Raw genomic sequence first — 25,423 nt, forward strand, 5'->3', positions numbered from 1 at the left:
TGGCTCACCTCCGCAGCAACGGCAGGACGGCCGAGCCGAGCAGGTCCACGCCGCGCTCGTCGGTGAGGCCGTGCGGCGTACCGAACTCGACCCGGCGCACGCCCGCGTCGATGAGCGCCTGGGCCTGCGCGGCGACCTGCTCCGGCGTGCCGGAGAAGGCGAACCGGTCGAGCACGTCGTCCGGGATCAACCGGCCCGCCGCCTCGTCCTCGCCCGCGTCGACCAGGTCACCGACGCGCTTGACCAGGTCGTCCGGCATCTCGACGGTCGGGTCCAGCTCGGCCACCACCGCCAGGTACATGGCGACCTCGGTGCGGGCCTTGGCGCGGGCCGCCTCGCCGTCGGTGTCGACGACCGTCACCGCACCGAGCACGATGCCGACGTCCGCGACGTCGCGTCCGGCCTTCTCCGCGCCGGTCCGCAGCCGTTCACGGATCACCGGGACCATGCCCGGGTTGGCGCTGCCGCCCACCTTGATCTCGTCGGCGATCCGCCCGGCCAGCGCCGCGCCCTGCGGGCCCCACGCGCCGAGCAGCAGCGGCGGGTCGGGCCGCTGCACGTCGTAGCGCAGCGCGGTGCCGGGAGCGAGCGAGAAGACCTTTCCGGTAAAGCCGCCGCGGTCGCCGCGCAGCAGGCGGTAGACGACCTGGACGGCTTCCTCGAGGGTGGTCAGCGGCCGCGGCTGCGGCAGGCCGACAGCGCCCAGCCAGGTCCCTCGGGCCAGACCCAGGTAGGCCCGCCCGTGCGAGGCCAGGTCCAGGGCGGCGATCTGACCGGCGATCTCGTACGGCGCCATCGAGTACGGGTTCAGGCAGGCCGCGCCGAGGCGTACCCGTTCGGTCGCCTGTGCCATCTCCAGCAGCGGGAAGATCGGCGGCTGGTACATCAGGTCGCCGAAGACGGTGAGCACGTCGAAGCCGTGCGCCTCGGCGGCGCGGGCCAGCCGGGCGTAGGCGCCGGCCGGCTTGTCGCTCTGCAGGCCGAGCCCGATCTCGACGGTCATGTCAGGTCCGCCGAGTTCATCGTGCGCCGGCAGGTCCGTTCCACCTTCATGACGAGCCGCTCCTCCGGGTCGGGGCAGATGAAGTGGGAGTCCTGGGCCAGCCAGTCCCCCGGCGCCAGATCACGCTGCTTGGCGGCGAGGAAGGGCAGCACCGAGGCGAGCGCGTACACGCAGAAGTGCTTTCCCTCGGGCAGCCGCAGGTGCGCGCTGTTCGTCAGTTCGAAGTGGTCGCCCACGGCCATGCCGCACACCGACCGGCCCTCGATCCGGTCGACTGTCACCTTCAGGTCGTAGATCTCCATGTCGCCGTCGCTGTCGCTCACGGTCCCTCCCCCTCGTCGATCCGTACGATGATCTTGCCGGTGGTCCGGCGTTCGGCCAGTTCGGTGAGCGCCGCGGGGGTCTCGTCGAGCGACACGACGCGGCTGACCGGCGGCCGGACCGTGCCGGAGGCGCACATGTCGAACAGCTCCTGGTAGGCCGCCTCGACGGCCGACGCGCGCTGCCACGGGTACTGCGAGCCCCAGGACAGGCCGACGAGCGTCGCGTTCGCCGCCATCAGCCGCAGCGGGTCCACCGGCGGCGGTGCGCCACCGGCCGCGCCCACGGCGACCAGGCGGCCCTCGAACGCGAGGCAGTCCCAGGATCGGGCGAACACGTCGCCGCCCACCGGGTCCACCACGACGTCCACGCCCCGTCCACCGGTGGCCGCCAGCACGGCGGGCACGAAGTCGTCCGCCGTGTAGTCGATCGCCACCTGGGCGCCGTGGTCGCGGCAGATCGCGGTCTTGGCCGGGCCGCCCGCGGTGGCCAGGACCCGCGCGCCACGGGCGACGGCGAGCTGGATCGCGGCGATGCCCACCCCACCGGCGCCCGCGTGCACAAGCACCGTCTGCCCCGCGGTGAGAGCGGATCGTTCCAGCGCGAACCACGCGGTCTGGTAGGTGACCGGCAGCGCCGCCGCGGTGACCGGGTCGACAGTGAGCGGTCGTGGCACCACCACCGCGGCGTCCACGGTCACGGTGCTGCCGAGCGCGCCGCGCGGCAGCGCCGGGCAGGCGAGCACCTCCTGACCCAGCAGGTGCTCGGCCCCGGCTCCGGCGGCGACGACCCGGCCGGCCGTCTCCACGCCGGGTGTCATCGGCGGGTCCGGCCGCACCGGGTACTCGCCCCGGCAGAGCATGACGTCCAGGAAGTTCAGCCCCACCGTACGGACGGCGAGCCGTACCTCACCGGGGCCGGGCGGCGGGTCGTCGGGCAGCTCGGCGACCGACAGCACGTCCGCCGGCTCGCCGGTCCGCCCGGCGACCAGCCGCCGGATCACGCCGCGCCCACCGGTTCCCGGACCAGCTCGGCGTGGTGGTGCACGATCACCCAGCGGCCGTCGATCCGGCGCACCACGTCGGTGACCCGGGTGATCTCCGGCTCGTCGTCCGGGCCGAGCTGCGCGACCAGCTCGTACCGGGCGACGCCGAAGTCGTCCCAGACGTCGATGCGCTTGTCCCGCGCGGCGAGCACCGCCAGCCGGGGCCGCTGTCCCGCGGCGTCGCGCCGGGCGCGGTACTCGTCCAGCTCGGCCCGGGTCCGCAGCGGCCCGGGCAGGTGCGTCTCCCAGGTGGTCACGTCGGGGTCCAGGTGCGTGTCGAACCGCTGCTGGTCCCCGGCGAGGAACGCGTCGTACATGTCGTCGATGCCGGCGGCGATCGCCGCGGCGCCTGAATCCGCGAACGTCATCGCGTCTCCTCCTGGTTCCGGTCGTCGCGGGCGATCTGCCCGCCCTTCATCACCCACCGCACGTCCCGGAACGCCGAGGTGTCGGCCAGCGGGTCGGCGTCGGTCGCGATCAGGTCGGCGAGCTTGCCGGCCTCGACAGTGCCGAGGTCGGACTCGGCGCCGAGCCACCGGATCGGTCCGAGCGTGCCGGCGTGGATGGCCCGCGCGGTGCCGATCCGCTCGGACATGTACTCCAGCTCCCGAATCGAGGCGGTGGTGCCCTCGAACTCCCAGAACGGGGGCATGTCGCTGCCGAGCAGCACCTCCACCCCGGCGGCGATCGCCATGTCGAAGCTCTCCAGGTGCCGGGGGCCGGCGCCGAGCGACCGGCACTGCATCCACTCCGGCACGCCCAACTCGTCGAAGAACTCCTTGCACCGGGTCACCAGCAGCGTCGGCACGAGCGCGGTGCCGCGCTCGGCCATCCGCGCCGCGACCTGCGGAGTGAGCTGGTAGCCGTGCTCCACGCAGTCCAGTCCCAGCTCCACGGCCGCGCCGATCACGTCGGCCGGTCCGGCGTGCGCTGTCACCTTGCGGCCCCACGCGTGCGCGGTCTCGATCACCGCGCTCATCTCGTCGGCGAACAACTGGGGCGTGTGGATGCTCTCGTGCTCACCGGCGATACCGCCCGAGATCATCACCTTGATCAGGTCGGCGCCGGCCTTGATCTGGCTGCGGACGCCGTGGCGGAAGCCCACCGGGCCGTCACATTCGAGCGTGTCGTTGCTCTCGTGGCCGTGCCCGCCGGTGCACACCAACGCCCGGCCGGCGGTGTAGATGCGCGGACCCGGCACGCGCCCGGCGTTGATCGCCCGCCGCAGCGCGAAGTCGGCGTGGTCCTTCTCCGCCACGCAGCGCACAGTGGTCACGCCGGAGTGCAGCGTGCGCCGCGCCCCGTCGGCCATGTAGTGGGCGAGGTCGTACGCGCCCATTCCCTTGACGCCCTCGCCGGCGGAGCCGGGCAGCGACAGCGAGAAGTGGGTGTGCATGTTGACCAGACCGGGCGTCACGTAGGCGCCGTCGAGGTCCACCTCGGTCAGCCGGCCGGCGGCCCGCGCCTGCTCGGCCACCTCGGCGTACGGCCCGACGGCGGCGATCCGGTCACCCCGGACCCACACCCCGGCGCCGGTCACGGGCGCCATGCCGTCCACCACGCGGGCATCAAGCACTGTGCAGTCGCCGAGCAGCACGCTCGGCTGTTCGGGCGAATAGGCGGCACTCACGCGATCACTCCATAAACGTCTCGGGCGGCCCGCGCGGAGACGTAGCCCTCGGCCACGTCCCGTCGCACCGCCTCCGGATCCCGACTCCTCGGGTCACCGTGCCCGCCGCCACCGGCGGTCAGCAACGTCACCCGATCCCCCACCGCCACCGCGGTACGCCGTGTGCTCACCCGGTGCTCCCGGTCCGTGCCAGGGAAGACGACCACCTGGTTCGGCTCCGGCTGCTCGCCGCCGGCCAGCGCCCACGGCGCGCTCTTCGTCTTCTTGATCACCGACAGGAACTCACCGGGCGTCACGAACCGGATGTCCCGCCGCAGGCCGCAGCCGCCCCGGAACCGGCCGGCGCCACCGGAGTCGGTACGGATCTCCAGGCGCTCGAAGAACATGCCGGTCTTCGACTCCAGCACCTCCACAGGCGTGTTGCGCGCCTGGGTCTGGCACAGGTGGTTCGCCGGTCCGATGCCGTCGTGCCGGGGCGTGCCGCCCCAGCCGACCGGGTCGTTGTTGCTGACCGCGAACATGTCGCCGGTGTCCGGGTGCCGGCCGACCATCATGAACCCGGGCACGTCGCCGCCGGACGAGGCGGCCATCCGATCCGGCATGCCCTGCGCCAGCGCCTTGAGGATCAACTCCAGCGCGACGGTGCCGGTCCACTGGGTGAACGTGGCGGCCGGGTACTGCGCGTGGAACAACGTACCGGGCTCGGCGCGTACCCGCAGGGGCGCGAAGTGCCCGGCGTTCGTCTGCTCGTGCGGCGTGGTGACCCCCTTGAACGCGACCCGGCAGGTGGCGATGGTCGCGCCCAGCGGCAGGTTCACCGGCCCGGGCACCGCCGGCGACGACCCGGCGAAGTCCACTGTGAACTCGCCGTCGGCAACGGTGACGGTGACCCGCATCCGGATCGGGTCGTCGGTGACGCCGTCGTCGTCGAGCCAGTCCTCGGCGGTCCAGCTGCCCTGCGGCAACGCGGCCACCGCCTCCCCGGCACGCTGCGCGGCGGCGTCGATCACCCGGTCGACCACCGCGTCGACCACTGCGGGGCCGTAGTGGCGGTACAGCTCGGTCACCCGCCGCTCGCCGGTCCGCAGCGCGGCGATCTGCGCGTTGAGGTCGCCGAGCACGAGTTCCGGCATCCGCGAGTTGAACCGGATCACCTCGTGGATCTCCGACACCGGCTCGCCCCGGGAGTACACCTTCGTGCCGGGGAAGATGATCCCCTCCTGGTGCATGTCCGTGGAGTCGAGCACGTAGCCGGGATCCTTGGCGCCCAGGTCCATCCAGTGCGCCCGGATGCACAGGAAACCGATCAGCTCCTCGCTGTCCGGCAGCACGACCGGCGCGAACATCGTCGCGTCGTACGTGTGCGCCGCGTTCCAGTACGGGTAGTTGAGCAGCACCACGTCGCCGCGGTGCAGATTCTCCACGCCGACGTACTCGACGCCTTTGCGCAGCGAGTAGTCGTTGGCGCCGAGGAAGCGGGACAACCCCGTGGACTCCGCGACCAGCCGCAGCCGCCGGTCGTAGACGGAGATGCCGAAGTCGTACACCTCGTAGATCACCGGGTTGAACGCGGTGCGCACCAGCGCGGCCCGCATCTCCTCGGCGGCCGAGACGAGATGGCTGCGGACGACCTCGACGGTCGCCCCGTCGACCGTCGGCTCACCCATCGACGTCCACTCCGTAGACGTCCCGGGCCGCCTCCCGGGAGACGTAGCCCTCGGCCACGTCCCGCCGCACCGCCTCCGGGTCGCGGCCGCGCGGGTCGCCGTGCCCGCCGCCACCGGCGGTCAGCAGGGTGACCCGGTCGCCCGCCGCCACCACGGTGCGCTTGGTGCTCACCCGGTGCTCGCGGTCGGTGCCCGGGAACACGACCACCTGGTTCGGCTCGGGCTGCTCGCCGCCGTCGAGCGCCCACGGCGCGCTCTTTGTCTTCTTGATGACGGTGAGGAACTCGCCCGGGGTCAGGAACCGGATGTCCCGCCGCAGGCCGCAGCCGCCCCGGAACCGGCCCGCGCCACCGGAGTCCGCGCGGATCTCCCAGCGCTCGAAGAACATCCCGGTCTTGGCCTCCATGACCTCGATCGGGGTGCCCCGGCCGGTGCTGCCGGAGACGTGCGTGGCGGCGTCCATGCCGTCGTGCTGCGCGGTGCCGCCCCAGCCCACCAGGTCGTTGTTGCTGACCGCGAACATCTTCCCGGTGTCCGGGTGCAGGCCGACCATCATGAAGCCGGGCACGTCGCCGCCGGAGGAGGCGGGCAGCCGGTCCGGCATGCCCTGCGCCAGCGCCTTGAGGATCAGCTCCACCGCGACGATGCCGGTCCAGAGCGTGAACGTGGGCTGCGGGTAGACGGCGTGGAACAGGGTGCCCGGCTCGGCCCGCACCTCCAGCGGTGCCACGGTGCCGGCGTTCGACGGCTCGTCCCGCGACGTCAGCGACTTCAGCACGACCTTGCAGATCGCCTCGGTCGCCCCGAACGGCATGTTGATCGGGCCACGGGTGGCCGGGGCCGAGCCGGCGAAGTCGACGATGAAGCGCCCGTCGTCGATCGTCACCGTGACGCGCATCTTCACCGGGTCGTCGGTGATGCCGTCGTCGTCCACCCAGTCCTCGGCGGTCCAGGTGCCCTGCGGAAGCGTCGCGAGCGCCGCCCGGGCGCGGGCCTCGCCGTCGGCGATGATCCGGTCGATCGCCTGGTCGACGGTGTCCCGGCCGAACTTCTCGATGATCTCCAGCATCCGGCGCTCGCCGGTACGCAGCGCGGCGATCTGCGCGTGCAGGTCACCGAGCACCGCGTCGGGCATCCGCGAGTTGAAGCGGATCAGCTCGTGGATCTCGCGCACCGGCACGCCCCGGGACACGACCTTGGTGCCCGGGAAGATCAGCCCCTCCTGGTGCATGTCGGTCGAGTCGAGCACGTAGCCCGGGTCCTTGGCGCCCAGGTCCATCCAGTGCGCGCGGACGCAGAGGAAGCCGACCAGGTCGCCGTCCGCGTCCGGGTCCGCCTCGTCCGGCCGGAACACCGGGGCGAACAGCGTCGCGTCGTACGCGTGCGCCGCGTTCCAGTACGGGTAGTTGAGCAGCACCACGTCGCCGCGGTGCAGGTTCTCCCGGCCGACGTACTCCACGCCCTTGCGCAGCGAGAAGTCGTTCGCACCGAGGAAGAACGTCAGCCCGGTGGCCTCGGCGACCAGCCGCAGGTCGGCGTCGTACATCGACAGGCCGAAGTCGTGCACCTCGTAGATGACCGGGTTGAACGAGGTACGGATGAGGGTGGCCCGCATCTCCTCCGCGGCCGACAGCAGATAGCTGCGGACGACCTCGACCTGGGCTCCGTCCAGCGTGGTCATGCGGCTTCCTCCAGGGTGACGAGCAGGTATTCGTGGTCGTCGACGGTGACCCGCTGACCGCTGGGCACCACAGTGGTGGACGTGCCCTCGTCGACCAGCGCCGGTCCGTCGAAGGTGTCGCCCGGCTCCAGACGGGCGCGGTCGTAGACCGCGAACGGCACCACCGCGTGCTGCCCGAAGTCGTACGCGTCGCGGTGCGCCAGCAGCGCCTGCGACGGGTCGCCGTCGCCGCGCGGCAGGGTCTCCAGCTCCGGCCGGTCGGTGCGCCCGATGCCGCGCACCCGCAGGTTGAGGATCTGGAGCGGGTTGCCCATGGTGTGGCCGTACCGGGTGCGGTGCGTCTCGTCGAACGCGGCGCGGATCGCGTCGCGGTCCAGCTCACGCCCGACGGTGACCATCAGGCTGTGCTCCTGGCCCAGGTAGCGCAGCTCGAACTGCCGCTCCAGCACCGCCTCGCCGGCCGGCACGCCCTGCGCCACCAGCGACGCGACCGCCTCGGCCTCGACGGCCTTGAACAGCTGCTCCAGCTCCGACAGGTCCGCGTCGTCGAGCGTGGCCATCACGGTACGGCTGAAGTCGTTGACGATGTCGGCCGAGAGCATGCCCCAGGCGGAGAAACCGGACGGCGCGAACGGCACGACCACCTCGCCGATGCCCATCTCCCGGGCCAGCAGCGGCGCCAGCAGCGGTCCGGCGCCGCCGAACGCGAGCAGCGCGAACTGCCGCGGGTCGTGACCCCGCTCGACGGTGATCTGCCGGACCGCGCCGACGGTGCGGGCCAGCAGCACGTCGAAGACGCCCGCCGCCGCGTTCTCCACGCTCAGGCCGAGCGGATCGGCGAGCTGCTCGGCGATCGCGGCGCGCGCCTCGGCGTCGCGCAGCCCCATGGTGCCGGCGAGGAAGCGGTCCGGGTCCATGTAACCGAGCACCACCGCCGCGTCGGTCACAGTCGGCCTGGTGCCGCCCCGGCCGTAGCAGACCGGGCCGGGGTCGGCGCCGGCGCTCTGCGGGCCGACCTTGAGCAGGCCGTGGTCCAGCCAGGCGATCGAGCCGCCGCCGGCGCCGATGGTACGGATGTCGTACGTCGGGATGAGCAGCGGGAAGTGCTCCAGCTGGGCCTCGTACGCGGCGACCGGGTTGCCGCGCTCGATCACGCAGGCGTCCAGCGAGGTGCCGCCGATGTCGAACGTGAGCACGTTGTCCCGGCCCAGCTCCGAGGCGACGTAGGCGGCGCCGACGATGCCGCCGGCCGGGCCGGACAGCACGGTGTGCGTGGGTGCGGTCTTGGCGACCGCGCTGGTCATCGAGCCGCCACCGGACCGCATGATCAGGAAGCGCCCGGCGAACCCGCGCTCGGCCAGGCCGGACTCCAGCTCGTCCACGTACCGCTCGAAGATCGGCCGGATGTACGCCTCCAGCACCGTGGTGCTGGTGCGCTCGTACTCCCGGTACTCGCGCACGATGTCTGTCGACAGCGACAGGCTGACCTCGGGGAACTCCTCGTGGATGAGGCGCGCGGCCTCCCGCTCGTGGCTCGGGTCGAGGAACGAGTGCAGGAAGCAGATGGCGATCGAGGTGACCTGCTGGTCCACCACGAGCGTGCGGGCGGCCTCCCGGACGCTGTCCGGGTCCAGCGGCTCCACCACGCGTCCCCGGTAGTCGAGGCGGCCCCGCACACCGGCGGTGAAGCGGCGCTGCACCAGGCTCTCCGGCCGCTGGTACTGGAAGTCGTACATGTGGTCGGACGGCACGTTGCCGCGGCCGATCAGGAAGATGTCCCGGAAGCCCTCGTTGGTGATGATGCCGGTACGGCCACCACGACGCTCCAGCACCGCGTTGAGGCCGAGCGTGGTGCCGTGGATGAACAGCTCCACCTCGGACAGGTCGGTGCCGAGCGCGGTGATCGCGTTGAGGACACCGTCCGCGGGCCGGGCCGGGGTCGTGGCCGCCTTGCGGAAGCGGACCCGGTTGGTGCGCGTGTCCAGCTCCATGGCGTCCACGAAGGTCCCGCCGATGTCGACGGCGAGCCGGATGGGGCGACGGGTCATGGCGTGACAGCCTGCCTTCCGATGAGGGCGGGAAGCTCGGGAACGCGCCAGCAGGCGGCCCGGCTCTCGCCGTACGACTGAAGCTCCTGCTGCTCCGATCGGCACCGGTCGGTGACGAACGGGCACCGGGCGGCCAGTGGGCACCCGGTCGCGGCGTCGGCTTCCTCCAGGTCCTTGACCAGCTCGACGGCCTCGCCGTCGGACCCGGCCGTCCCGCCGAGGCGGGGGGCGCTGCCCAGCAACGCCCGGGTGTACGGGTGCCGGGGCGTGTCGAAGACGACGTCCACCGGTCCCTCCTCGACGACCCGGCCGAGGTAGAGCACCACGACGCGGTCGGCGAACCCGCGCACCGTGGCCAGGTCGTGGGAGATGAACACCGAGGCGCGGTCCGCGTCGGCGGCCACGTCGGCGATCACGTCGAGGATCTGCGCCTGGACGGTGACGTCCAGCGCCGACGTCGGCTCGTCGAAGACGATCAGGTCCGGCTCGCCGACCAGCGCGCGGGCGATGCCGATGCGTTGCGCCTGGCCGCCGGACAGCTCGTGCGGGTAGCGCTGAAGGATCGACCGGTCCAGCTCCATCCGGTCCAGCACGGCGGTGACGCGCGCCTCCCGCTGCGCCGGGGACAGGCCGGCGGCGCGCAGCGGCTCGGCGATGGAGTCGCCGACGGGACGGCGCGGGCTGAGCGAGCCGATCGGGTCCTGGAACACGAGCTGCGCCCGGGTGCGGGCCCGGCGCAGCGCCCGGCCCCGCGGCCGGGTGCGGCCCGGCTGCTTGACCAGCGCCTGCCCGGCGACCGTGACGGTGCCGGACGTGGGCGCGACCAGGCCCATCACGAGCTTCGCGAGGGTGCTCTTGCCGCAGCCGCTCTCGCCCACCACGCCGAGCGTCTCGCCCGGCCCGAGCCGGAGCGTGACGCCGCGCAGCGCGTGGTGCCCGCCGGAACCGAACCGGCTGCGATAGACGACGTGCGCGTCCTCGATCTCCAGCACCGCGGGCTTCGGGTCGGTGCCGGCCGCGACCACGTCGGACGCGGCCGGCGTGTGCGCCGCCCGCGGCACGTCGGCGTCCAGCGGCCGGGTCTGCGGGTGGAAGCAGGCGAGCGACCACTCGCCGCCGCCGGGCACCGGCACGGTGGCCGGGCGCCGGGACGAGCAGGTGCCGTCGGCGTGCGCGCACCGGGCGACGAACGGGCAGTTGTGCGGCGCCTGCGTCAGCAGCGGCATGGCGCCGGGGGTGGCGACGACCGGCCGGCCGCTGACGTCCGGCACCGAACGCAGCAGCGCCCGGGTGTACGGGTGCGCGGGCTCCCGCAGCACCTGCGCGGCCGGTCCGCTCTCCACCACGGTGCCGGCGTAGAGCACCACCACCCGGTCGCAGACCTCCGCGATGGACGCCAGGTCGTGCGAGATCAGCAGGACGCCCCGGCCGTCGGTGTCGGCGGCGTGCCGGAACTGGCGCAGGATCTCCCGGGTCAGTGTCACGTCGAGGCCGGTGGTCGGCTCGTCGGCGATCAGCAGCTCCGGCGCGCAGCCGGTGGCCAGCGAGATCATCACGCGCTGGGCCATGCCGCCGGACAGCTCGTGGGCGTACGCGTCGAGCCGCCGCTGCGGGCTGCGGATGCCGACCGCCTCGAACAGCTCGCGCGCCGCCTCCCGGGCCCGCTCGCCGGACATCTCCTGGTGGGTGGCGAGCCGGTCGACGAGCTGCTTGCCGATGGTGCGGGTGGGACTGAGCGCGCCGCGCGGGTTCTGGAAGCAGATCGCCACCCCCCGCCCGCGGTGGGCGGCGAGCGCGGCGTCGTCCATGCGCAGCACGTCCGAGTCGCCGAACAGCACCCGCCCGGTGGCGTGCGAGCCGCCGGGCAGCAGCCCGACGACGGCGCGGGCCACCATGCTCTTGCCGCCGCCGCTCTCGCCGACCAGGCCGACGACCTCGCCGGGCCGGACGGCGAAGCTCACGCCGCTGAGCGCTGCCACCTGCCGGCCGGGCCGGCGGATCGTCACGGAGAGGTTCTCGATCGACAGCATGGTCACCGCCGCTTCGCGTTGGCGCGGTCCTGCAGGCCTTCGCCGAGCAGGCTGAACCCCAGGACGCAGACGAACAGGGCCAGGCCGGGCGGGACCGAGGTCCACCACCGGCCGCCGACCACGTCCGCGGCGCCGAGGCTGATCATGGCGCCCCACTCCGCCTCGGGGATGCTCACGCCCAGCCCGAGGAAGGAGAGCCCGGCCAGGGTGAGCATGGCCCAGCCGCAGTTCAGCGGCGCGATCACCCGGACCGGGGTGAGGCTGTTGGGCAGCAGGTGCCGCCAGAGCACGCCGACCGGCGACGCGCCGGAGGTGATCGCGGCGTCCACGAAGGGCAGTTCCCGCAGCGACCGCACCTCGGCGCGGACCAGCCGGGCGTATGCCGGCGCGTTCACCGCCGCGATCGTGATGATCAGGTTGATCGTGCCGTTGCCGAGCAGCGCGGCCACGGCGAGCGCCAGGATGAACGTCGGGAACGACTGGAAGATGTCGACCACCCGCATCAGCACGTCGTCGAGCCAGCCGCCGAAGTAGCCGGCGACCAGGCCGAGCAGCGTGCCGACGACCACCGCGAGCGCCACGGCGGCCAGGGCGATGCCCAGGTCGAGCCGGGCGGCGTAGAGCACCCGGCTCCAGATGTCCATGCCGTTGCCGTCGGTGCCGAGCAGGTGGCTGCCGCCCGGCGCGACGAGCGTGTTCGCCGCGTCGATCTCGGTCTCGCCCCACTGGCTCAGCAGCGGCGCGAACACCGCCAGCAGCGCGACCGCCGACAGGATGCTCGCCCCGGCGATGATCATGCGGCGGGCGAAACGGCTGTCCCGGTCGCCGCCGGGCACGACCACCGGCGCGGCGGCGGGACCGTCGGGGACGGTTCGCAGCTCGGCCATCAGAGCCTCACTCTCGGGTCGAGGATCGCGTGGACCACGTCGGCGATGAGGAACACCAGCACGTAGCACAGCGCGATGACCAGCACCGACGCCTGCACCACCGGGTAGTCCCGGTAGAGCAGGCCGCGCAGGGCCCACTGGCCGAAGCCCTGCCACGAGTACACGTACTCAACGAGCACGGTGGAGCCGATCGCCGTACCGAAGACCAGCGCGGCCAGCGACGGCAGCCGGACCAGCGTCGCCCGCAGCAGGTAGCCGTAGTGCAGCGTGCGGTCGCGCAGCCCGTGCGCCTTCGCCGCGGCGTACGACTCCGAGTGCAGCACCTCCAGCGCGGAGGCCCGGACGCTGCGCAGCAGCGGGGCGACCACGCCGACCACGAGGGTCAGTACCGGCAGCACCAGGTACGCCGCGGCCGAGGCGATCGCCGGCCCGTTGGCGGTGAGGACGGCGTCGACGAGGTCGGCGCCGGTGAGCGGGGTCAGGCCGGTGTCCGGGTCGACCCGGCCGTTCGGTGCCGGGAACCAGCCGAGGATGCTGTAGCCGACGAGCACCAGCACCAGGCCGAGCCAGAACTCCGGTACGGAGTTGCCGACCAGCGCGAAGATCCGGACGCTGTGGTCGCCGGCCCGGTTGGCCCGCTTGGCCGACCAGATGCCCAGCACCGTCGCCACCACGAGCGCGATGCTCACCGAGATGACGACGAGTTCCAGGGTCGGACCCACCCGTAGCGCCATCTCCGAGCCCACGGAGGTGCCGCTCTGGATCGACGTCCCGAAGTCACCGGTGAGCAGCCCGCCGAGGTAGTCGAGGAACTGCTGCCACAGGGACTGGTCCAGCCCGAAGCGGGCCCGTGCGGCGGCGGCGTCCTCCTCTGTGGCGTTCTGCCCGAGGATGCTGCGGACCGGATCGCCCGGCAGCACCCGGACCAGGAGGAAGGCCAGGACGACCACTCCGAGCAGAACGGGGATCAGCTGGAGCAGTCGCCTGACGACGAAGCGGAAGATACGCATGGGTGGGTGACGTCCTAGGCCGACGCGCTCAGGTAGCGCAGGCGGGCGAGGCCGTCCATCGGCTGCACCCAGCCGGCGACGGACTCCCGGACGGGCAGGTTGAAGTTGGGCTGGCAGATGACCACCCACGGCACGTCGGCGGCGAGGATCTCCTGGACCCGCTTCCACAGCGCGTTGCGGGCGGCCGTGTCGACAGTGGTGTGCGACTTCTCGTAGATCTGCTCGATCTCCGGGTTGCTGTAGTTCGAGTAGTTGAGGTTGGCGCCCTTGACGAAGCTGGTCGCCAGCATGTACTCGACGTCGTCCACCCAGAGCTGCCCGGAGGTGATCTGGAGCGGGATGTTCTTCTTGGTCCGCCGCTCGCCGAGGGTGGCCGGGTCCAGCGGGGTCAGCTTGAGCCGGATGCCCGCCTTCGCCGCCTCGCTCTGCACCTGGACGGCGATCTTCTGCTGCTCCTCGTTGTCGGCCTCGAAGACCAGCTCGGAGTCGAGCGACGCCCGGCCGGCGGCGGTCATGGCGGCCTTCGCCTTCTCCAGGTCGTAGGTGAACGGGTAGCCGCTCTCGTCGTAGCCGGGCATGTCCAGCGGGACCGGGCTCTTGGCCGCGCGGGCGTCGCCGCCGTACACGTTGTTGATGATCTGCTCGTAGGGCACCGCGTACGCGAGCGCCTTCCGGACGTTCACGTCGTTGAACGGCGCCGCGGTGACCGACATCTGGATGGCGACCTGGCGGTTGCTGGCCGCCGAGATGACCTTGATGCCCGGGGCCTTCTTCAGGTCCTGGATGTCGCGCTGGCTGATGCCCAGGGCGATGTCGATGTCACCGGCCTGGAGCTGGAGGCGCTGGTTGGACGCGGCCGGCACCACCGAGATCCGGATGGTCGGCGTCTTGGCCGGGTCCGGGCCCGGGTAGCCGGTGTTCGCGCTGAGTTCGATCTCCTGGCCCTGGGTGGCCTTGGCGACGTTGAAGTAGCCGCCGGTCGGCGGGTTCTTCGCGAACCACTCCTTGGCCCAGGGGTCGCTGGCGCTGGCGCGCTTCTTGGCCTCGACGGAGTCGAAGACGTACAGCGAGATCGCCTGGATCTGCCGGGTCAGGGCGCTCGGGAACGCCTGGTGGAACTCGACCGTGTAGTCGTCGACGACCTTGACCTGGTCGGCGCTGGTGAGGCCGATGGTGCGGTAGACGCCGGCGACGTTGGCCTGGGCGGCGAACGCGCGGTCCTTCGACCACTTGACGTCGGCGGCCTTCATCTCGTTGCCGCTGGCGAACTTCACGCCGCGGCGCAGCTTGAGCGTCCACACCTTCTGCTCGGCGTCCGGCTCGAACGACTCGGCGAACGTCGGGGTGATGTTCTGGGTGTCGAGGATCTGGCTGCCGCCGGCGTTTGTGACCCCGTAGTCGATCAGGTACGGGAAGACGTTCTTGTAGAGCATCAGCGCGGTCAGGTCGAAACCGACGAAGTCCTGGTCCCAGCTCGACAGGTAGCTGGAGACGGCGATGCGCAGCGTCTTGGCGGAGGCGCCGCCGGACTTGCCGTCCGTGGACTTGTTGCCGCTGTCCGCGGCGCAGGCACCGGTGGCGAACAGGAGCGCGACGCTGCCACCCAACTGCAGGACGCCGCGGCGGGAGAGCGCGGGCGAGGAGGCGCCCGGACGGGGTGAACGAGCCATGAGAAGCCCTCCTAGAAGCACGAGGCGAATGGCCCGAGCTGCGGACCTACCTGGTGTTCTACCGGATTAGGCACGAGTGAACAATAGGGTGAACGGTGTTCACCGAACACGGCCGCGCCGTGAAATCAGAGCACTCCCGAAGTGCGGGATGACCCCGCTGAAAGCGTTCACACAAGTTCACCGAAACGTTACGCACGGGAGATCGAACCGGGCCGGAAGACGCCGATGCCCCCGGGAGGACACCCGGGGTCGCTCCACCGCGTACCGGCGGCTCGGGCTCGCCGAGGCCGACCTCGCCCGCGCGCTCGTGTGAGCGCTCACCCGGCGGTCCACCCGGCATTCCTCCGGACCCGGCCGGTTGAACATGTTATCGATAACCTGCTATGTTCCGGCACGGGAGCGAAGGGCACGCTCCCCGTCACCCCCGCAACCGGCAAAGCGACCCGAGGCACCGTCCTCGCCGCCTCGCCGGTCGGTGACCAGTCCGGGCCGCTCCGCCGATGCACGCCGACGCAGGCGGCCAACGGACGACTTCGGCCCCGGCCGCACGCGCGGCTCCGCGCCCTCTTCGCAGGCGACGTCGGCATCGACGGACGGTTCGGCCTGCACCACCACCCAGGGCAAGGAGTCCAGCAATGGCGAAACGAACATCCCTTCTCTCATCCATCGCCGCCGCGGCGGTGCTCCTCGCGGCGGCGGCCGGCGGCGCCCTCAGCGCCGACCTCGGCGAGACGGCGCAGGCGTCGACAAACGGCACGCTCGCCGCGACCGCCGGCTGCGGCAAGGCCCCGACGCTGTCCAGCGGGACGCGCACCATCTCCAGCGGCGGCCAGAACCGCAGCTACATCCTGCGCATCCCGGACGGGTACGACCGCAACCGCCCGTACCGGCTGATCTTCGGGTTCCACTGGCTGAACGGCTCGGCGAACAACGTCGCCTCGGCCGGCTACTACGGCCTGCTGCCGCTGTCGAACAACAGCACGATCTTCGTCGCACCGCAGGGCATCGACAACGGCTGGGCCAACACCAACGGCCGCGACCTGACGCTGTTCGACGACATCTCCCGGCAGATCGAGAACGACCTCTGCGTCGACACCAGCCAGCGGTTCGCGCTCGGCTGGAGCTACGGCGGGGCGATGAGCTACGCGGTGGCCTGCGCCCGGCCCAACGTCGTCCGCGCGGTCACCGTGATCTCCGGCGCCAACCTCAGCGGCTGCAACGGCGGCACCCAGCCGGTCGCCTACTTCGGCATCCACGGCATCTACGACAGCGTCCTGAACATCTCCATGGGCCGCTCGCTGCGCGACACGTTCGTCCGCAACAACGGCTGCACCGCGCAGAGTCCGCGCGAGCCGAGCCGGGGCAGCCTCACCCACATCACCACCACGTACTCCGGCTGCCGCGAGGGCTACCCGGTGCAGTGGGCCGCGTTCGACGGCGACCACACCCCCAGCCCGGTCGACGGGTCGTCCAGCCCGAACGACTCCCGGACCTGGACGTCGGGGGAGATCTGGCGGTTCTTCAGCCAGTTCGCGTCCACCACGCCGCCGACCACGGTGCCGCCGACCACCGTGCCGCCGACCACGCCGCCGGTCACCACCGCACCGCCCACGACCCCGCCGGTCACGACGCCGCCGCCGGGTGAGCCGGGCGCCTGCACCGCCACCTACCGGACCGTGAACACCTGGCCGGGTGGCTACCAGGCCGAGGTCACGGTGGCCAACAACGGCGCCACCACGCTCAACGGCTGGACCGTACGCCTGACCCTGGCCTCCGGCCAGGCGATCAGCAGCCTCTGGAACGGCGTCAACACGGGCACCACCGGCTCGGTGTCGGTCCGCAACGCCGACTACAACGGCACTGTCGGCGCGAACGGCTCGACGACGTTCGGGTTCACCGCCACCGGGAACGGCGCCACCGCACCCAGTGGCGTCAGCTGCACCAGTCCCTGACCGACCCGGCACGGGAGCCGGGCCTGGGTGGCATGCCGCCGCCCTCGGCCCGGCCCCGGCCGGCACCAACTGAGGTCCCGCTACCCCCGGAATGTGCTCTAATTAACTCCGGTCGATGTTTGCGTTAACATTGGCGCCTGACATGCCACCACCACCAGGCTAGTCAGAGCACTTGTGTCACAGGTGTTAGCGCTTGCACCGGCGGCCATCCATAGCTCGTGAGGCGCCGCGCCGACGAACGGCAGCGGAGCCCTGCGTACCCGAGGAGCCGTCATGGTGATCCCCCGTCCCCCCCGGTCCGCCCGATCCGGACCACCGCGCCTGACCATCCCCGCCCTGATCCTCGTCCTGGTCGTCGCCGGCGCCGCCCTGGCCACTCAGAGCCGAAGCGCCGTGGCCGCTCCCGGGCCCGGCTCCATCGTGGGCGCGCAGTCCGGCCGCTGCGTCGACGTCCCCAACGGCAGCACCACGAACGGCACCCAGGTGCAGCTCCACGACTGCACGGGTGGCGCGCCGCAGAACTGGACCTACACGTCGGCGAAGCAGCTCACGGTGTACGGCAACAAGTGCCTGGACGCCAACGGCCAGGGCACCAGCCCCGGCACCACCGTGATCATCTGGGACTGCAACGGCCAGGCCAACCAGCAGTGGAACGTCACCTCGGCCGGCGCGATCACCGGCCAGCAGTCCGGGCTGTGCCTGGACGCCACGAACGCGGGCACCGCCAACGGCACCAGGATCATCCTGTGGACCTGCAACGGCCAGGCCAACCAGCGGTGGACCATCTCGACCACACCGTCGTCACCGCCGCCCACCTCGACGCCCCCGCCCGGCGGCCGGCCGTGCGACATCTACGCCGCGGGCGGCACGCCGTGCGTGGCGGCGCACAGCACCACCCGGGCGCTGTTCTCGGCGTACGGCGGCAACCTCTACCAGGTCCGCCGCTCCTCGGACAACGGCACCCGCAACATCGGTCCACTGAGCGCGGGCGGCTACGCCGACGCCGCCGCGCAGGACGCGTTCTGCGCCGGTACGAGCTGCGTGATCACCGCCGTGTTCGACCAGTCGGGACGCGGGAACGACCTGTGGTACCAGGGCTCCGCGCAGGTCCCCGGCTCCACCTCCAGCCGGCCCGCGAACGCGACGAGCGAGTCGCTGACGGTCGGCGGCGCCCGAGCGTATTCCCTCTACATCAACCCCGGGAACAGCTACTGGCGGGACGGCCACCTGACCGGCGTCCCCACCGGCGCGGCCCCCGAGGGCATGTACATGGTGACCAGCGGCACCCACGTCAACAGCGGCTGCTGCTTCGACTACGGCAACAGCGAGACCACCCGCAGCGCCGACGCGGCCGGGGCGATGGACGCGATCAACTTCAGCACCAGTTGCTGGTTCGGCGGCTGCTCCGGCAGCGGCCCCTGGGTGCAGGCCGACCTGGAGTGGGGTCTCTACCCGGGCGGCAGCCAGTCCTGGAACCCGAACCAGCGGGCCTTCACCAACCGGTTCGTCACCGCCACGCTGAAGAACAACGGCACCTCGCGGTTCGCCATCAAGGGCAGCAACGCCCAGTCCGGCGGCCTCTACACGCTCTACGACGGGTCGCTGCCGGCCGGCTACAGCCCGATGCGTAAGCAGGGCGCCATCATCCTGGGCAGCGGCGGCGACTGCTGCAAGCCCGGCGGCGGCGCGAACCTCAGCGCCGGCACCTTCTACGAGGGCGCCATGGTGGCGGGCTACCCGTCCGACGCGACCGAGAACGCCGTCCAAGCCGACATCGTCGCCGCCGGCTACCGCTGACCGGCGCGCGCGACGTCAGCGACCACACTCCCGAATTCGTGAAGGGACCCGTCATGTCCGAACCGAGACGGATACGCCGCCGCCCCCGACTGCTGGCGGCGCTGGCCGCCACCGTCCTGGCCGCCGGCGGCGGCCTGACCCTCACCGCCGGTCCCGCCCAGGCGGCCACCACGATCACCGTCAACGGCGCCTCCGGCGGCCAGACGTTCGACGGGGTGGGCGCGGTCAGCGGTGGCGGCGGCAACAGCCGCCTGCTGATCGACTATCCGGAACCGCAGCGCGGCCAGATCCTGGACTACCTGTTCAAGCCCGGATACGGCGCCGCGCTGCAGATCCTCAAGGTGGAGATGGGCGGCGACACCAACTCCACCAGCGGCTCGGAGCCGAGCCACGAGCACGTCCGGGGCGACCTGAACTGCAACCGCGGCTACCAGTGGTGGATCATGGAGCAGGCCAAGGCCCGCAACCCCGCCATCAAGCTGGCGGCGCTGCCCTGGGGTGCTCCCGGGTGGATCGGCAACGGCAACTTCATGTCCCAGGACATGATCAACTACTTCGTGGACTGGCTGGGCTGCGCGCGGCAGCACAACCTCACCATGGACTACATCACCGCCGCCCAGAACGAGAAGCGGACCGACGCGAACTGGACCATCAGCCTGCGTCAGGCGCTGAACGCCAACGGCTACAGCGGCGTGAAGATCATCTACGGGGACGACTACCCGGGCAGCTGGGGCCCGGCGAACGCCGTCGCCGGCAACACGACGTTGCGCAACAGCATCGACGTGCTCAGCGGCCACTACCCGTGCGGCTACCTGAGCGCGCAGACCACCTGCACCGTCTCCTCCACGGCCACCAGCACCGGCAAGACGCTGTGGAACAGCGAGGGCGGCTCGCAGGACTACAACGACGGCGCCAAGCCGCTCGCGCGCGGCATCAACCGCGGCTACATCGACGGCCGGATGGTCGCCTACCTCAACTGGGACCTGATCGCCGCGATCACACCGAACCTGCCCTGGTCCACGGTCGGGCTGATCCTGGCCAACCAGCCCTGGTCCGGCTGGTACTCGGTCGGCAAGAACACCTGGGCACTGGCGCACACCACCCAGTTCACCGCCCCCGGCTGGCGCTACCTCGACTCGTCCTCGGGCTACCTGGGCGGCAACCGCAACAACGGCAGCTACGTGTCGCTGCGCTCCCCCACCGGCGGCGACTACAGCACCGTCATCGAGACCATGGACGCCACGTCGGCGCAGCAGCTCACCATGAACGTCACCGGCGGGCTCTCCACCGGCCAGGTGCACGTCTGCTCCACGAACCTGACCTCGACGAACCCGAACGACTTCTTCGTCCGCGGCGCGGACATCACCCCGTCGGGCGGGTCGTTCTCGCTCACCGTCCAGCCCGGACACCTCTACACCGTCACCACGACCACGGGGCAGGGCAAGGGCACCGCCACCAGCCCGGCCCAGGGCTCGCTCGGCCTGCCGTACCGCGACGACTTCGACGGGTACGCCGCCGGTCGGATACCGAAGTACCTCCAGGACATGCAGGGCGCGTTCGAGACCGTCGGCTGCGGTGGCGGCCGGGCCGGCATGTGCCTGCGGCAGATGTCCGCGCAGGCGCCGATCACCTGGAAGACACTCGCCGACCCGGCCACCTACGGCGGCAACCTCAGCTGGGGCAACTACACCGTCTCCGCCGACGTCCTGCTCGAACAGTCCGGCTACGCCCAGATCCAGGGCCGCGTCGGCACCACGAACCTCGACCCGATCGGCCGGTACAACGGCTACTTCCTGCGGGTCACCGACTCCGGCTCGTGGTCGATCCTGCGCAACAACACCGCCGGGCAGCTCGCCACGCTGCGCAGCGGGAACGTCGCAGCGCTGGGCACCAACCGCTGGCACAGCCTCGCACTGGGCTTCGCCGGCTCCACCATCACCGCCACCATCGACGGCACGACTGTCGGCACGGTCACCGACTCCACGTTCGGCACCGGCCAGGTCGGCTTCGGCACCAGCCAGGGCGAGACCGCCCAGTTCGACAACCTGTCGGTGGTCGCCGGCCCGGGCGGCAACCCCGGGGGTACGAGCGGTGCCCTGCTCAACCCCAACTCCAGCCGTTGCCTGGACGTGCCGAACCAGTCCCAGACCAACGGCACCCAGGTGACGTTGTGGGAGTGCAACGGCGGCGCGAACCAGCAGTGGACCGCGACCTCCGGCCGGCAGCTCCAGGTGTACGGCAGCAAGTGCCTCGACGCCGAGGGCCAGGGCACCTCGTCCGGCACCCGGGTCATCATCTGGGACTGCAACGGCGGCGCCAACCAGCAGTGGAACGTCAACACCGACGGCACGATCACCGGCGTCCAGTCCGGACTGTGCCTGAGCCCGAACGGCGGCGGGACCGGCAACGGCACCCCGATCGTCCTGTCCGCCTGCACCGGCGGCAGCAGCCAGAAGTGGAGCCGGGCGTGACGGCCCGACCTTCGCCGACCGTACCCATCCGCCGCGGCGCGGCCTACCGGGGAGATGACCTGTGACCTCAACGCTATGGAGACCCGACCGCCGGGCCAGACGATGGCTCGCGCTGGCCGTGACCATGCTCGCCCTGCTCGGGCTGGCCCCGGTCGTCACCGGCGGGCTGAACCCGACCGTCGCCCGGGCGGACAACCCGATCGTGCAGACGATCTACACGGCCGACCCGGCCCCGCTCGTGTACGACAACCGGGTCTACCTGTACACCGGCCACGACGAGGACAACTCGACCTGGTTCACCATGAAGGAGTGGCGGGTCTTCTCGTCCGACGACATGGTCAACTGGACCGACCACGGATCGCCGCTCAGCCTCGCCACGTTCAGCTGGGCCAAGCAGGACGCGTGGGCCGGCCAGGCGGTCCACCGCAACGGCAAGTTCTACTGGTACGTGCCGATGGTCGTGCGGGCCACCGGCCAGATGGGCATCGGGGTGGCGGTGGCGGACAGCCCCACCGGTCCGTTCCGCGACGCCATCGGGCGTCCGCTGGTGAGCAACGGCGAGATCGACCCGACCGTGTTCATCGACGACGACGGCCAGGCGTACCTGTACTGGGGCAACCCGCGCCTGTGGTACGTGAAGCTGAACGCGGACATGATCTCGTACTCCGGCAGCCCGACGCAGATCCCGCTGACCACGGCGGGCTTCGGGGCGCGGACCGGGGACGCGAACCGGCCCACCCTCTACGAGGAGGGGCCGTGGGTGTACAAGCGCAACGGCCTCTACTACATGGCGTTCGCGGCCAAGTGCTGCTCCGAGTTCGTCGCCTACTCGACCGCGCCCGGGCCGCTGGGCCCGTGGACGTACCGCGGGACGATCATGCCGACCCAGGGCAGCAGCTTCACCAACCACCCGGGGATCATCGACTTCAAGGGCAACTCGTACTTCTTCTACCACAACGGCGCGTTGCCCGGCGGCGGCGGTTTCACCAGGTCGGTGGCGGTGGAGAAGTTCTCCTACGGCGCGGACGGCTCGATCCCCACGATCAACATGACCACCACCGGCGCCCCCCAGGTCGGCACCATGGACCCGTACGCCCGGCAGGAGGCCGAGACGATGGCCTGGGGGCAGGGGGTCGAGACCGAGGCGTCCTCCCTGGGCGGGCGGAACGTCGGTTACATCGACAACGGAGACTACATCAAGGTCAAGGGCGTGGCCTTCGGCGCCGGCGCGACCAAGTTCACCGCCATGGTGGCCTCGGCCGGCAGCGGAGGGTCCATCGAACTGCGCCTGGACAGCGTGACCGGCCCGCTCGTGGGCACCTGCCAGGTGACCCCCACCGGCGGCTGGCAGACCTGGACCAACCCGAGCTGCCCGGTCAGCGGCGCCACCGGCACCCACGACCTCTACCTGCGGTTCACCGGCGGCAGCGGCTCGCTGTTCAACATCGACCACTGGTGGTTCACCTCCAGCCTCAGCGGCACCCCGCCGCCGGTCCCCCCGTCGACCCCGCCGCCCTCCTCTCCCCCGCCGCCCAGCACGCCGCCGCCGTCCACCACGCCGCCACCGACCGGCGGCGCCTGCACCGCCACCTACCGCACCACCAACTCCTGGTCCGGCGGTTTCCAGGCCGAGGTGACGGTCACCGCGGGCGCCGCGGCACTCAACGGCTGGTCGGTGCGGTGGAACCTCGCCGGTGGCCAGAGCATCAGCCAGGTCTGGAGCGGCACGCTGAGCACCAGCGGATCCACGGCGACCGTCCGTAACGCGGCGTACAACGGCTCCGTGCCCGCGTCCGGCTCGACCACGTTCGGCTTCATCGCCGACGGCTCCCCGTCCACCCCTTCCCTGACCTGCACCAGCCCGTGAGAGGAGCGTTCATGCGTACGACAGTGAGGAGATGGCTCACCGCGGGCGCCGCGCTGGCCCTGCTGGCCGCCGGTGTGCTCACGCCCGCCGGCCCGGCGGTCGCCGAGTCCAACGGCGGCACCCGGGTGATGCCGCTCGGTGACTCCATCACCGAGGGCACCCAGGTGCCGGGCGGCTACCGGATCGGCCTGTGGCAGCGGCTGGCCGGCGGCGGCTACCGGGTCGACCTGGTCGGCTCCCAGTTCAACGGGCCGGGCAACCTCGGCGACCACGACCACGAGGGTCACCCCGGCTGGCGCATCGACCAGATCGACGTCAACATCACCGGCTGGCTGAACGCCTACCAGCCGCGCACCGTGCTGCTGCACATCGGCACCAACGACATCCTGCAGAACTACAACGTCTCCACCGCGCCGAACCGGCTCTCCTCGCTCATCGACCGCATCACCACCACGGCACCGAACGCGGACGTGTTCGTCGCGCAGATCATCCCGCTCGCCAACTCCGGCCAGGCGGCGGCGGTGCGCACGTTCAACGCCGCGCTGCCCGGCATCGTGCAGTCGAAGGTGAACGCCGGCAAGCGGGTCCACCTGGTCGACCAGTACTCGGCGCTGACCACCGCCGACCTGATCGACGGCATCCACCCGACCGCCACCGGCTACGACAAGATGGCCGCGGTCTGGTACCGCGCGTTGCAGTCGGTGTCCGGCAGCATCGGCACCCCCGGCAGCAGCGGTGGCACATACCAGAACGTGCAGCTCGTCGGTGCCGGCTCGGGCCGGTGCCTGGACGTGCCGAACGGCAGCACCACGAACGGCACCGCGGTGCAGCTGTACGACTGCTGGGGCGGCACCATGCAGCGCTGGACCTACACCTCCGCCAAGCAGTTGCAGGTGCTCGGCAACAAGTGCCTCGACGCGAGCGGGCGGGGCACCGCGAACGGCACCAGCGTGATCATCTGGGACTGCAACGGCCAGCCCAACCAGCAGTGGAACCTCAACGCCAACGGCACGATCAGCGGCGTCCAGTCCGGGCGCTGCCTGGACGCGGCCGGCTACGGCACCGCCAACGGGACCAGGATCAACCTCTGGGACTGCCACGGCGGCACCAACCAGCAGTGGAGCGCACGCGCCTGACCGGCGTGCGACGGGCTCCCCGGCGGACGCCGCCGGGGAGCCCGTCCGGGCGGCGCCCGCCGCATGACCAGCGGCGGGCCCGGCGGGTACGTAGAGTGAGAGCCATGTCGAAGCCGCCGCTGCCCGAGCCCGCCGTCGCCATGCTGGGCAAGCCGAATCCCGCCGTCATCGCCACGCTTCGCGACGGCCAGCCGGTGTCCGCGGCCACCTGGTACCTCTGGGAGGACGGCCGCGTCCTGGTGAACATGGACGAGGGCCGCCGCCGGCTGGCACACCTGCGCAGCGATCCCCGGGTCTCCCTGACCGTGCTGGACGAGGGGAACTGGTACACCCACGTCAGCCTGATCGGGCGGGTGGTCGAGCTGCGCGACGACGAGGGCCTGGCGGACATCGACCGGATCTCGCAGCACTACACCGGGCGCCCCTACCCCCGGCGGGACCGCAAGCGGGTCAGCGCCTGGATCGAGATCGAGCGCTGGCACGGGTGGGGCGCGCACAAGGACAACAGCCAGACCGGCTGACGGCGCCCCCACGATGTCCGACCCATGCGGAAGAGTGTCGGGCATGAGTGAGCCGTACGATCCGAAGGCAGCGCTGCACCACTACCTGCGCGCGATCCGGGAGAACCTGATCTGGAAGCTCGACGGGCTGAGCGAACGCGAGGCCCGGCTTCCCCGCACCGCGACCGGCAACAACTTCCTGGGCCTGCTCAAGCACTGCCTGAACGTCGAGGCCGGCTACTTCGGGCCCACGTTCGGCCGCGAGTTCCCCACGCCCGAGGAACTGGTGGCCGCCGAGACGGTCGACGCGGACCCGCAGGCGGACTGGTACGCCCGGGCCGACGAGACCAAGGACGGGCTGATCGACCTGTACCGCCGCGTCGGGGCGTTCGCGGACGAGACGATCGAGACGCTGCCGCTGGACGCGCCGGGGCGGGTGCCGTGGTGGCAGCCCGGCCGGCAGGACGTGACACTGCACCAGGTCATCGTGCACGTCTGCGTCGACCTGGCCCGGCACGCCGGGCACGCCGACGTCATGCGTGAGCAGCACGACGCGGCGATCGGGCTGGGGCGGGACAACCGGAACGTTCCCGAGGGCTACGACTGGCCGGCGTACGTCAGCAAGCTGTCGGCGCTCGCCGACCGGTTCGCGTAGGCGGCCTTCCGGTATGGCGGGCCGGAAGTTTCAACCATATTTCGGACAGCGGA

General features: G+C 71.6%; 19 protein-coding genes. 7 read left to right on the plus strand and 12 right to left on the minus strand.

The window, feature by feature from the left end; translation table 11 throughout:
• Positions 1-4 precede the first annotated feature (4 nt).
• The 12 genes from SM452_RS11090 to SM452_RS11145 are packed head-to-tail and all read right to left on the minus strand — an operon-like array spanning position 5 to position 14,992.
• Positions 5-1,003, minus strand: a complete 999-nt coding sequence (locus tag SM452_RS11090; RefSeq protein ID WP_463839845.1) for an LLM class flavin-dependent oxidoreductase — start codon at positions 1,001-1,003, stop codon at positions 5-7.
• A complete protein-coding gene (locus SM452_RS11095) occupies positions 1,000-1,326 on the minus strand; it encodes a TIGR04076 family protein (RefSeq protein ID WP_151500654.1) in 327 nt (108 codons plus the stop codon). The genes SM452_RS11090 and SM452_RS11095 overlap by 4 nt, the downstream gene beginning before the upstream one ends.
• Complete coding sequence (locus tag SM452_RS11100; RefSeq protein ID WP_355513055.1) at positions 1,323-2,327, minus strand: zinc-binding dehydrogenase; 1,005 nt, start codon at positions 2,325-2,327, stop codon at positions 1,323-1,325. The genes SM452_RS11095 and SM452_RS11100 overlap by 4 nt, the downstream gene beginning before the upstream one ends.
• The gene (locus tag SM452_RS11105) at positions 2,324-2,737 is read right to left on the minus strand and encodes a nuclear transport factor 2 family protein (RefSeq protein ID WP_262012114.1); all 414 of its coding nucleotides are present in this window, start codon (positions 2,735-2,737) and stop codon (positions 2,324-2,326) included. Before SM452_RS11105 ends, SM452_RS11100 begins: the two co-directional genes overlap by 4 nt.
• Positions 2,734-3,999 (minus strand): amidohydrolase family protein, encoded by a 1,266-nt coding sequence (locus SM452_RS11110; protein WP_355513059.1) that lies wholly within the window; start codon positions 3,997-3,999, stop codon positions 2,734-2,736. Before SM452_RS11110 ends, SM452_RS11105 begins: the two co-directional genes overlap by 4 nt.
• The gene (locus tag SM452_RS11115) at positions 3,996-5,666 is read right to left on the minus strand and encodes a hydantoinase B/oxoprolinase family protein (RefSeq protein ID WP_463839846.1); all 1,671 of its coding nucleotides are present in this window, start codon (positions 5,664-5,666) and stop codon (positions 3,996-3,998) included. Before SM452_RS11115 ends, SM452_RS11110 begins: the two co-directional genes overlap by 4 nt.
• Positions 5,659-7,347 carry a hydantoinase B/oxoprolinase family protein gene (locus tag SM452_RS11120; protein ID WP_262012111.1) on the minus strand — a complete coding sequence of 563 codons (1,689 nt, stop codon included), beginning with the start codon at positions 7,345-7,347 and terminating at the stop codon, positions 5,659-5,661. The genes SM452_RS11115 and SM452_RS11120 overlap by 8 nt, the downstream gene beginning before the upstream one ends.
• Positions 7,344-9,395, minus strand: coding sequence for a hydantoinase/oxoprolinase family protein (locus tag SM452_RS11125; RefSeq protein ID WP_463839847.1), 2,052 nt, complete (start codon positions 9,393-9,395; stop codon positions 7,344-7,346). Before SM452_RS11125 ends, SM452_RS11120 begins: the two co-directional genes overlap by 4 nt.
• Complete coding sequence (locus SM452_RS11130) at positions 9,392-11,425, minus strand: ABC transporter ATP-binding protein (RefSeq protein WP_463839900.1); 2,034 nt, start codon at positions 11,423-11,425, stop codon at positions 9,392-9,394. Before SM452_RS11130 ends, SM452_RS11125 begins: the two co-directional genes overlap by 4 nt.
• A gap of 2 nt (positions 11,426-11,427) precedes the next feature.
• Entirely contained in the window at positions 11,428-12,312 is an 885-nt protein-coding gene (locus tag SM452_RS11135; RefSeq protein WP_463839848.1) for an ABC transporter permease, read from the minus strand.
• A complete protein-coding gene (locus tag SM452_RS11140; RefSeq protein WP_463839849.1) occupies positions 12,312-13,322 on the minus strand; it encodes an ABC transporter permease in 1,011 nt (336 codons plus the stop codon). The genes SM452_RS11135 and SM452_RS11140 overlap by 1 nt, the downstream gene beginning before the upstream one ends.
• A 14-nt stretch (positions 13,323-13,336) precedes the next feature.
• The gene (locus tag SM452_RS11145; protein ID WP_463839850.1) at positions 13,337-14,992 is read right to left on the minus strand and encodes an ABC transporter substrate-binding protein; all 1,656 of its coding nucleotides are present in this window, start codon (positions 14,990-14,992) and stop codon (positions 13,337-13,339) included.
• A 635-nt stretch (positions 14,993-15,627) separates the two neighbouring features.
• On the opposite strand from SM452_RS11145, the gene SM452_RS11150 reads away from it, so the two are divergent.
• The 7 genes from SM452_RS11150 (at position 15,628) to SM452_RS11180 (ending at position 25,370) form a co-directional block, all read left to right on the plus strand.
• Positions 15,628-16,944 (plus strand): cellulose binding domain-containing protein, encoded by a 1,317-nt coding sequence (locus SM452_RS11150; protein WP_262012106.1) that lies wholly within the window; start codon positions 15,628-15,630, stop codon positions 16,942-16,944.
• 273 nt (positions 16,945-17,217) lie between these two features.
• The gene (locus tag SM452_RS11155) at positions 17,218-18,741 is read left to right on the plus strand and encodes an arabinofuranosidase catalytic domain-containing protein (protein WP_463839851.1); all 1,524 of its coding nucleotides are present in this window, start codon (positions 17,218-17,220) and stop codon (positions 18,739-18,741) included.
• A gap of 53 nt (positions 18,742-18,794) precedes the next feature.
• Positions 18,795-21,212, plus strand: a complete 2,418-nt coding sequence (locus SM452_RS11160; RefSeq protein WP_463839852.1) for a ricin-type beta-trefoil lectin domain protein — start codon at positions 18,795-18,797, stop codon at positions 21,210-21,212.
• Between the two features lie 124 nt (positions 21,213-21,336).
• Positions 21,337-23,079, plus strand: a complete 1,743-nt coding sequence (locus SM452_RS11165; RefSeq protein WP_463839901.1) for a family 43 glycosylhydrolase — start codon at positions 21,337-21,339, stop codon at positions 23,077-23,079.
• 11 nt (positions 23,080-23,090) lie between these two features.
• Positions 23,091-24,215, plus strand: coding sequence for a ricin-type beta-trefoil lectin domain protein (locus tag SM452_RS11170; RefSeq protein ID WP_355513080.1), 1,125 nt, complete (start codon positions 23,091-23,093; stop codon positions 24,213-24,215).
• 104 nt (positions 24,216-24,319) lie between these two features.
• Positions 24,320-24,736 (plus strand): PPOX class F420-dependent oxidoreductase, encoded by a 417-nt coding sequence (locus tag SM452_RS11175; RefSeq protein WP_030499597.1) that lies wholly within the window; start codon positions 24,320-24,322, stop codon positions 24,734-24,736.
• Positions 24,737-24,779: 43 nt separating this feature from the next.
• A complete protein-coding gene (locus tag SM452_RS11180) occupies positions 24,780-25,370 on the plus strand; it encodes a DinB family protein (RefSeq protein ID WP_463839853.1) in 591 nt (196 codons plus the stop codon).
• Positions 25,371-25,423 lie beyond the last annotated feature (53 nt).

The sequence above is a fragment of the Micromonospora sp. SYSU B005 genome, from assembly GCF_055362685.1.

Coding starts and splice junctions, on each gene's coding strand:
- SM452_RS11090 (WP_463839845.1), bottom strand. CDS start 1,003: ATGACCGTCGAGATCGGGCTCGGCCTGCAGAGCGACAAGCCGGCCGGC.
- SM452_RS11105 (WP_262012114.1), bottom strand. CDS start 2,737: ATGACGTTCGCGGATTCAGGCGCCGCGGCGATCGCCGCCGGCATCGAC.
- SM452_RS11115 (WP_463839846.1), bottom strand. CDS start 5,666: ATGGGTGAGCCGACGGTCGACGGGGCGACCGTCGAGGTCGTCCGCAGC.
- SM452_RS11120 (WP_262012111.1), bottom strand. CDS start 7,347: ATGACCACGCTGGACGGAGCCCAGGTCGAGGTCGTCCGCAGCTATCTG.
- SM452_RS11125 (WP_463839847.1), bottom strand. CDS start 9,395: ATGACCCGTCGCCCCATCCGGCTCGCCGTCGACATCGGCGGGACCTTC.
- SM452_RS11130 (WP_463839900.1), bottom strand. CDS start 11,425: ATGCTGTCGATCGAGAACCTCTCCGTGACGATCCGCCGGCCCGGCCGG.
- SM452_RS11135 (WP_463839848.1), bottom strand. CDS start 12,312: ATGGCCGAGCTGCGAACCGTCCCCGACGGTCCCGCCGCCGCGCCGGTG.
- SM452_RS11140 (WP_463839849.1), bottom strand. CDS start 13,322: ATGCGTATCTTCCGCTTCGTCGTCAGGCGACTGCTCCAGCTGATCCCC.
- SM452_RS11145 (WP_463839850.1), bottom strand. CDS start 14,992: ATGGCTCGTTCACCCCGTCCGGGCGCCTCCTCGCCCGCGCTCTCCCGC.
- SM452_RS11150 (WP_262012106.1), top strand. CDS start 15,628: ATGGCGAAACGAACATCCCTTCTCTCATCCATCGCCGCCGCGGCGGTG.
- SM452_RS11155 (WP_463839851.1), top strand. CDS start 17,218: ATGGTGATCCCCCGTCCCCCCCGGTCCGCCCGATCCGGACCACCGCGC.
- SM452_RS11160 (WP_463839852.1), top strand. CDS start 18,795: ATGTCCGAACCGAGACGGATACGCCGCCGCCCCCGACTGCTGGCGGCG.
- SM452_RS11165 (WP_463839901.1), top strand. CDS start 21,337: ATGCTCGCCCTGCTCGGGCTGGCCCCGGTCGTCACCGGCGGGCTGAAC.
- SM452_RS11170 (WP_355513080.1), top strand. CDS start 23,091: ATGCGTACGACAGTGAGGAGATGGCTCACCGCGGGCGCCGCGCTGGCC.
- SM452_RS11175 (WP_030499597.1), top strand. CDS start 24,320: ATGTCGAAGCCGCCGCTGCCCGAGCCCGCCGTCGCCATGCTGGGCAAG.
- SM452_RS11180 (WP_463839853.1), top strand. CDS start 24,780: ATGAGTGAGCCGTACGATCCGAAGGCAGCGCTGCACCACTACCTGCGC.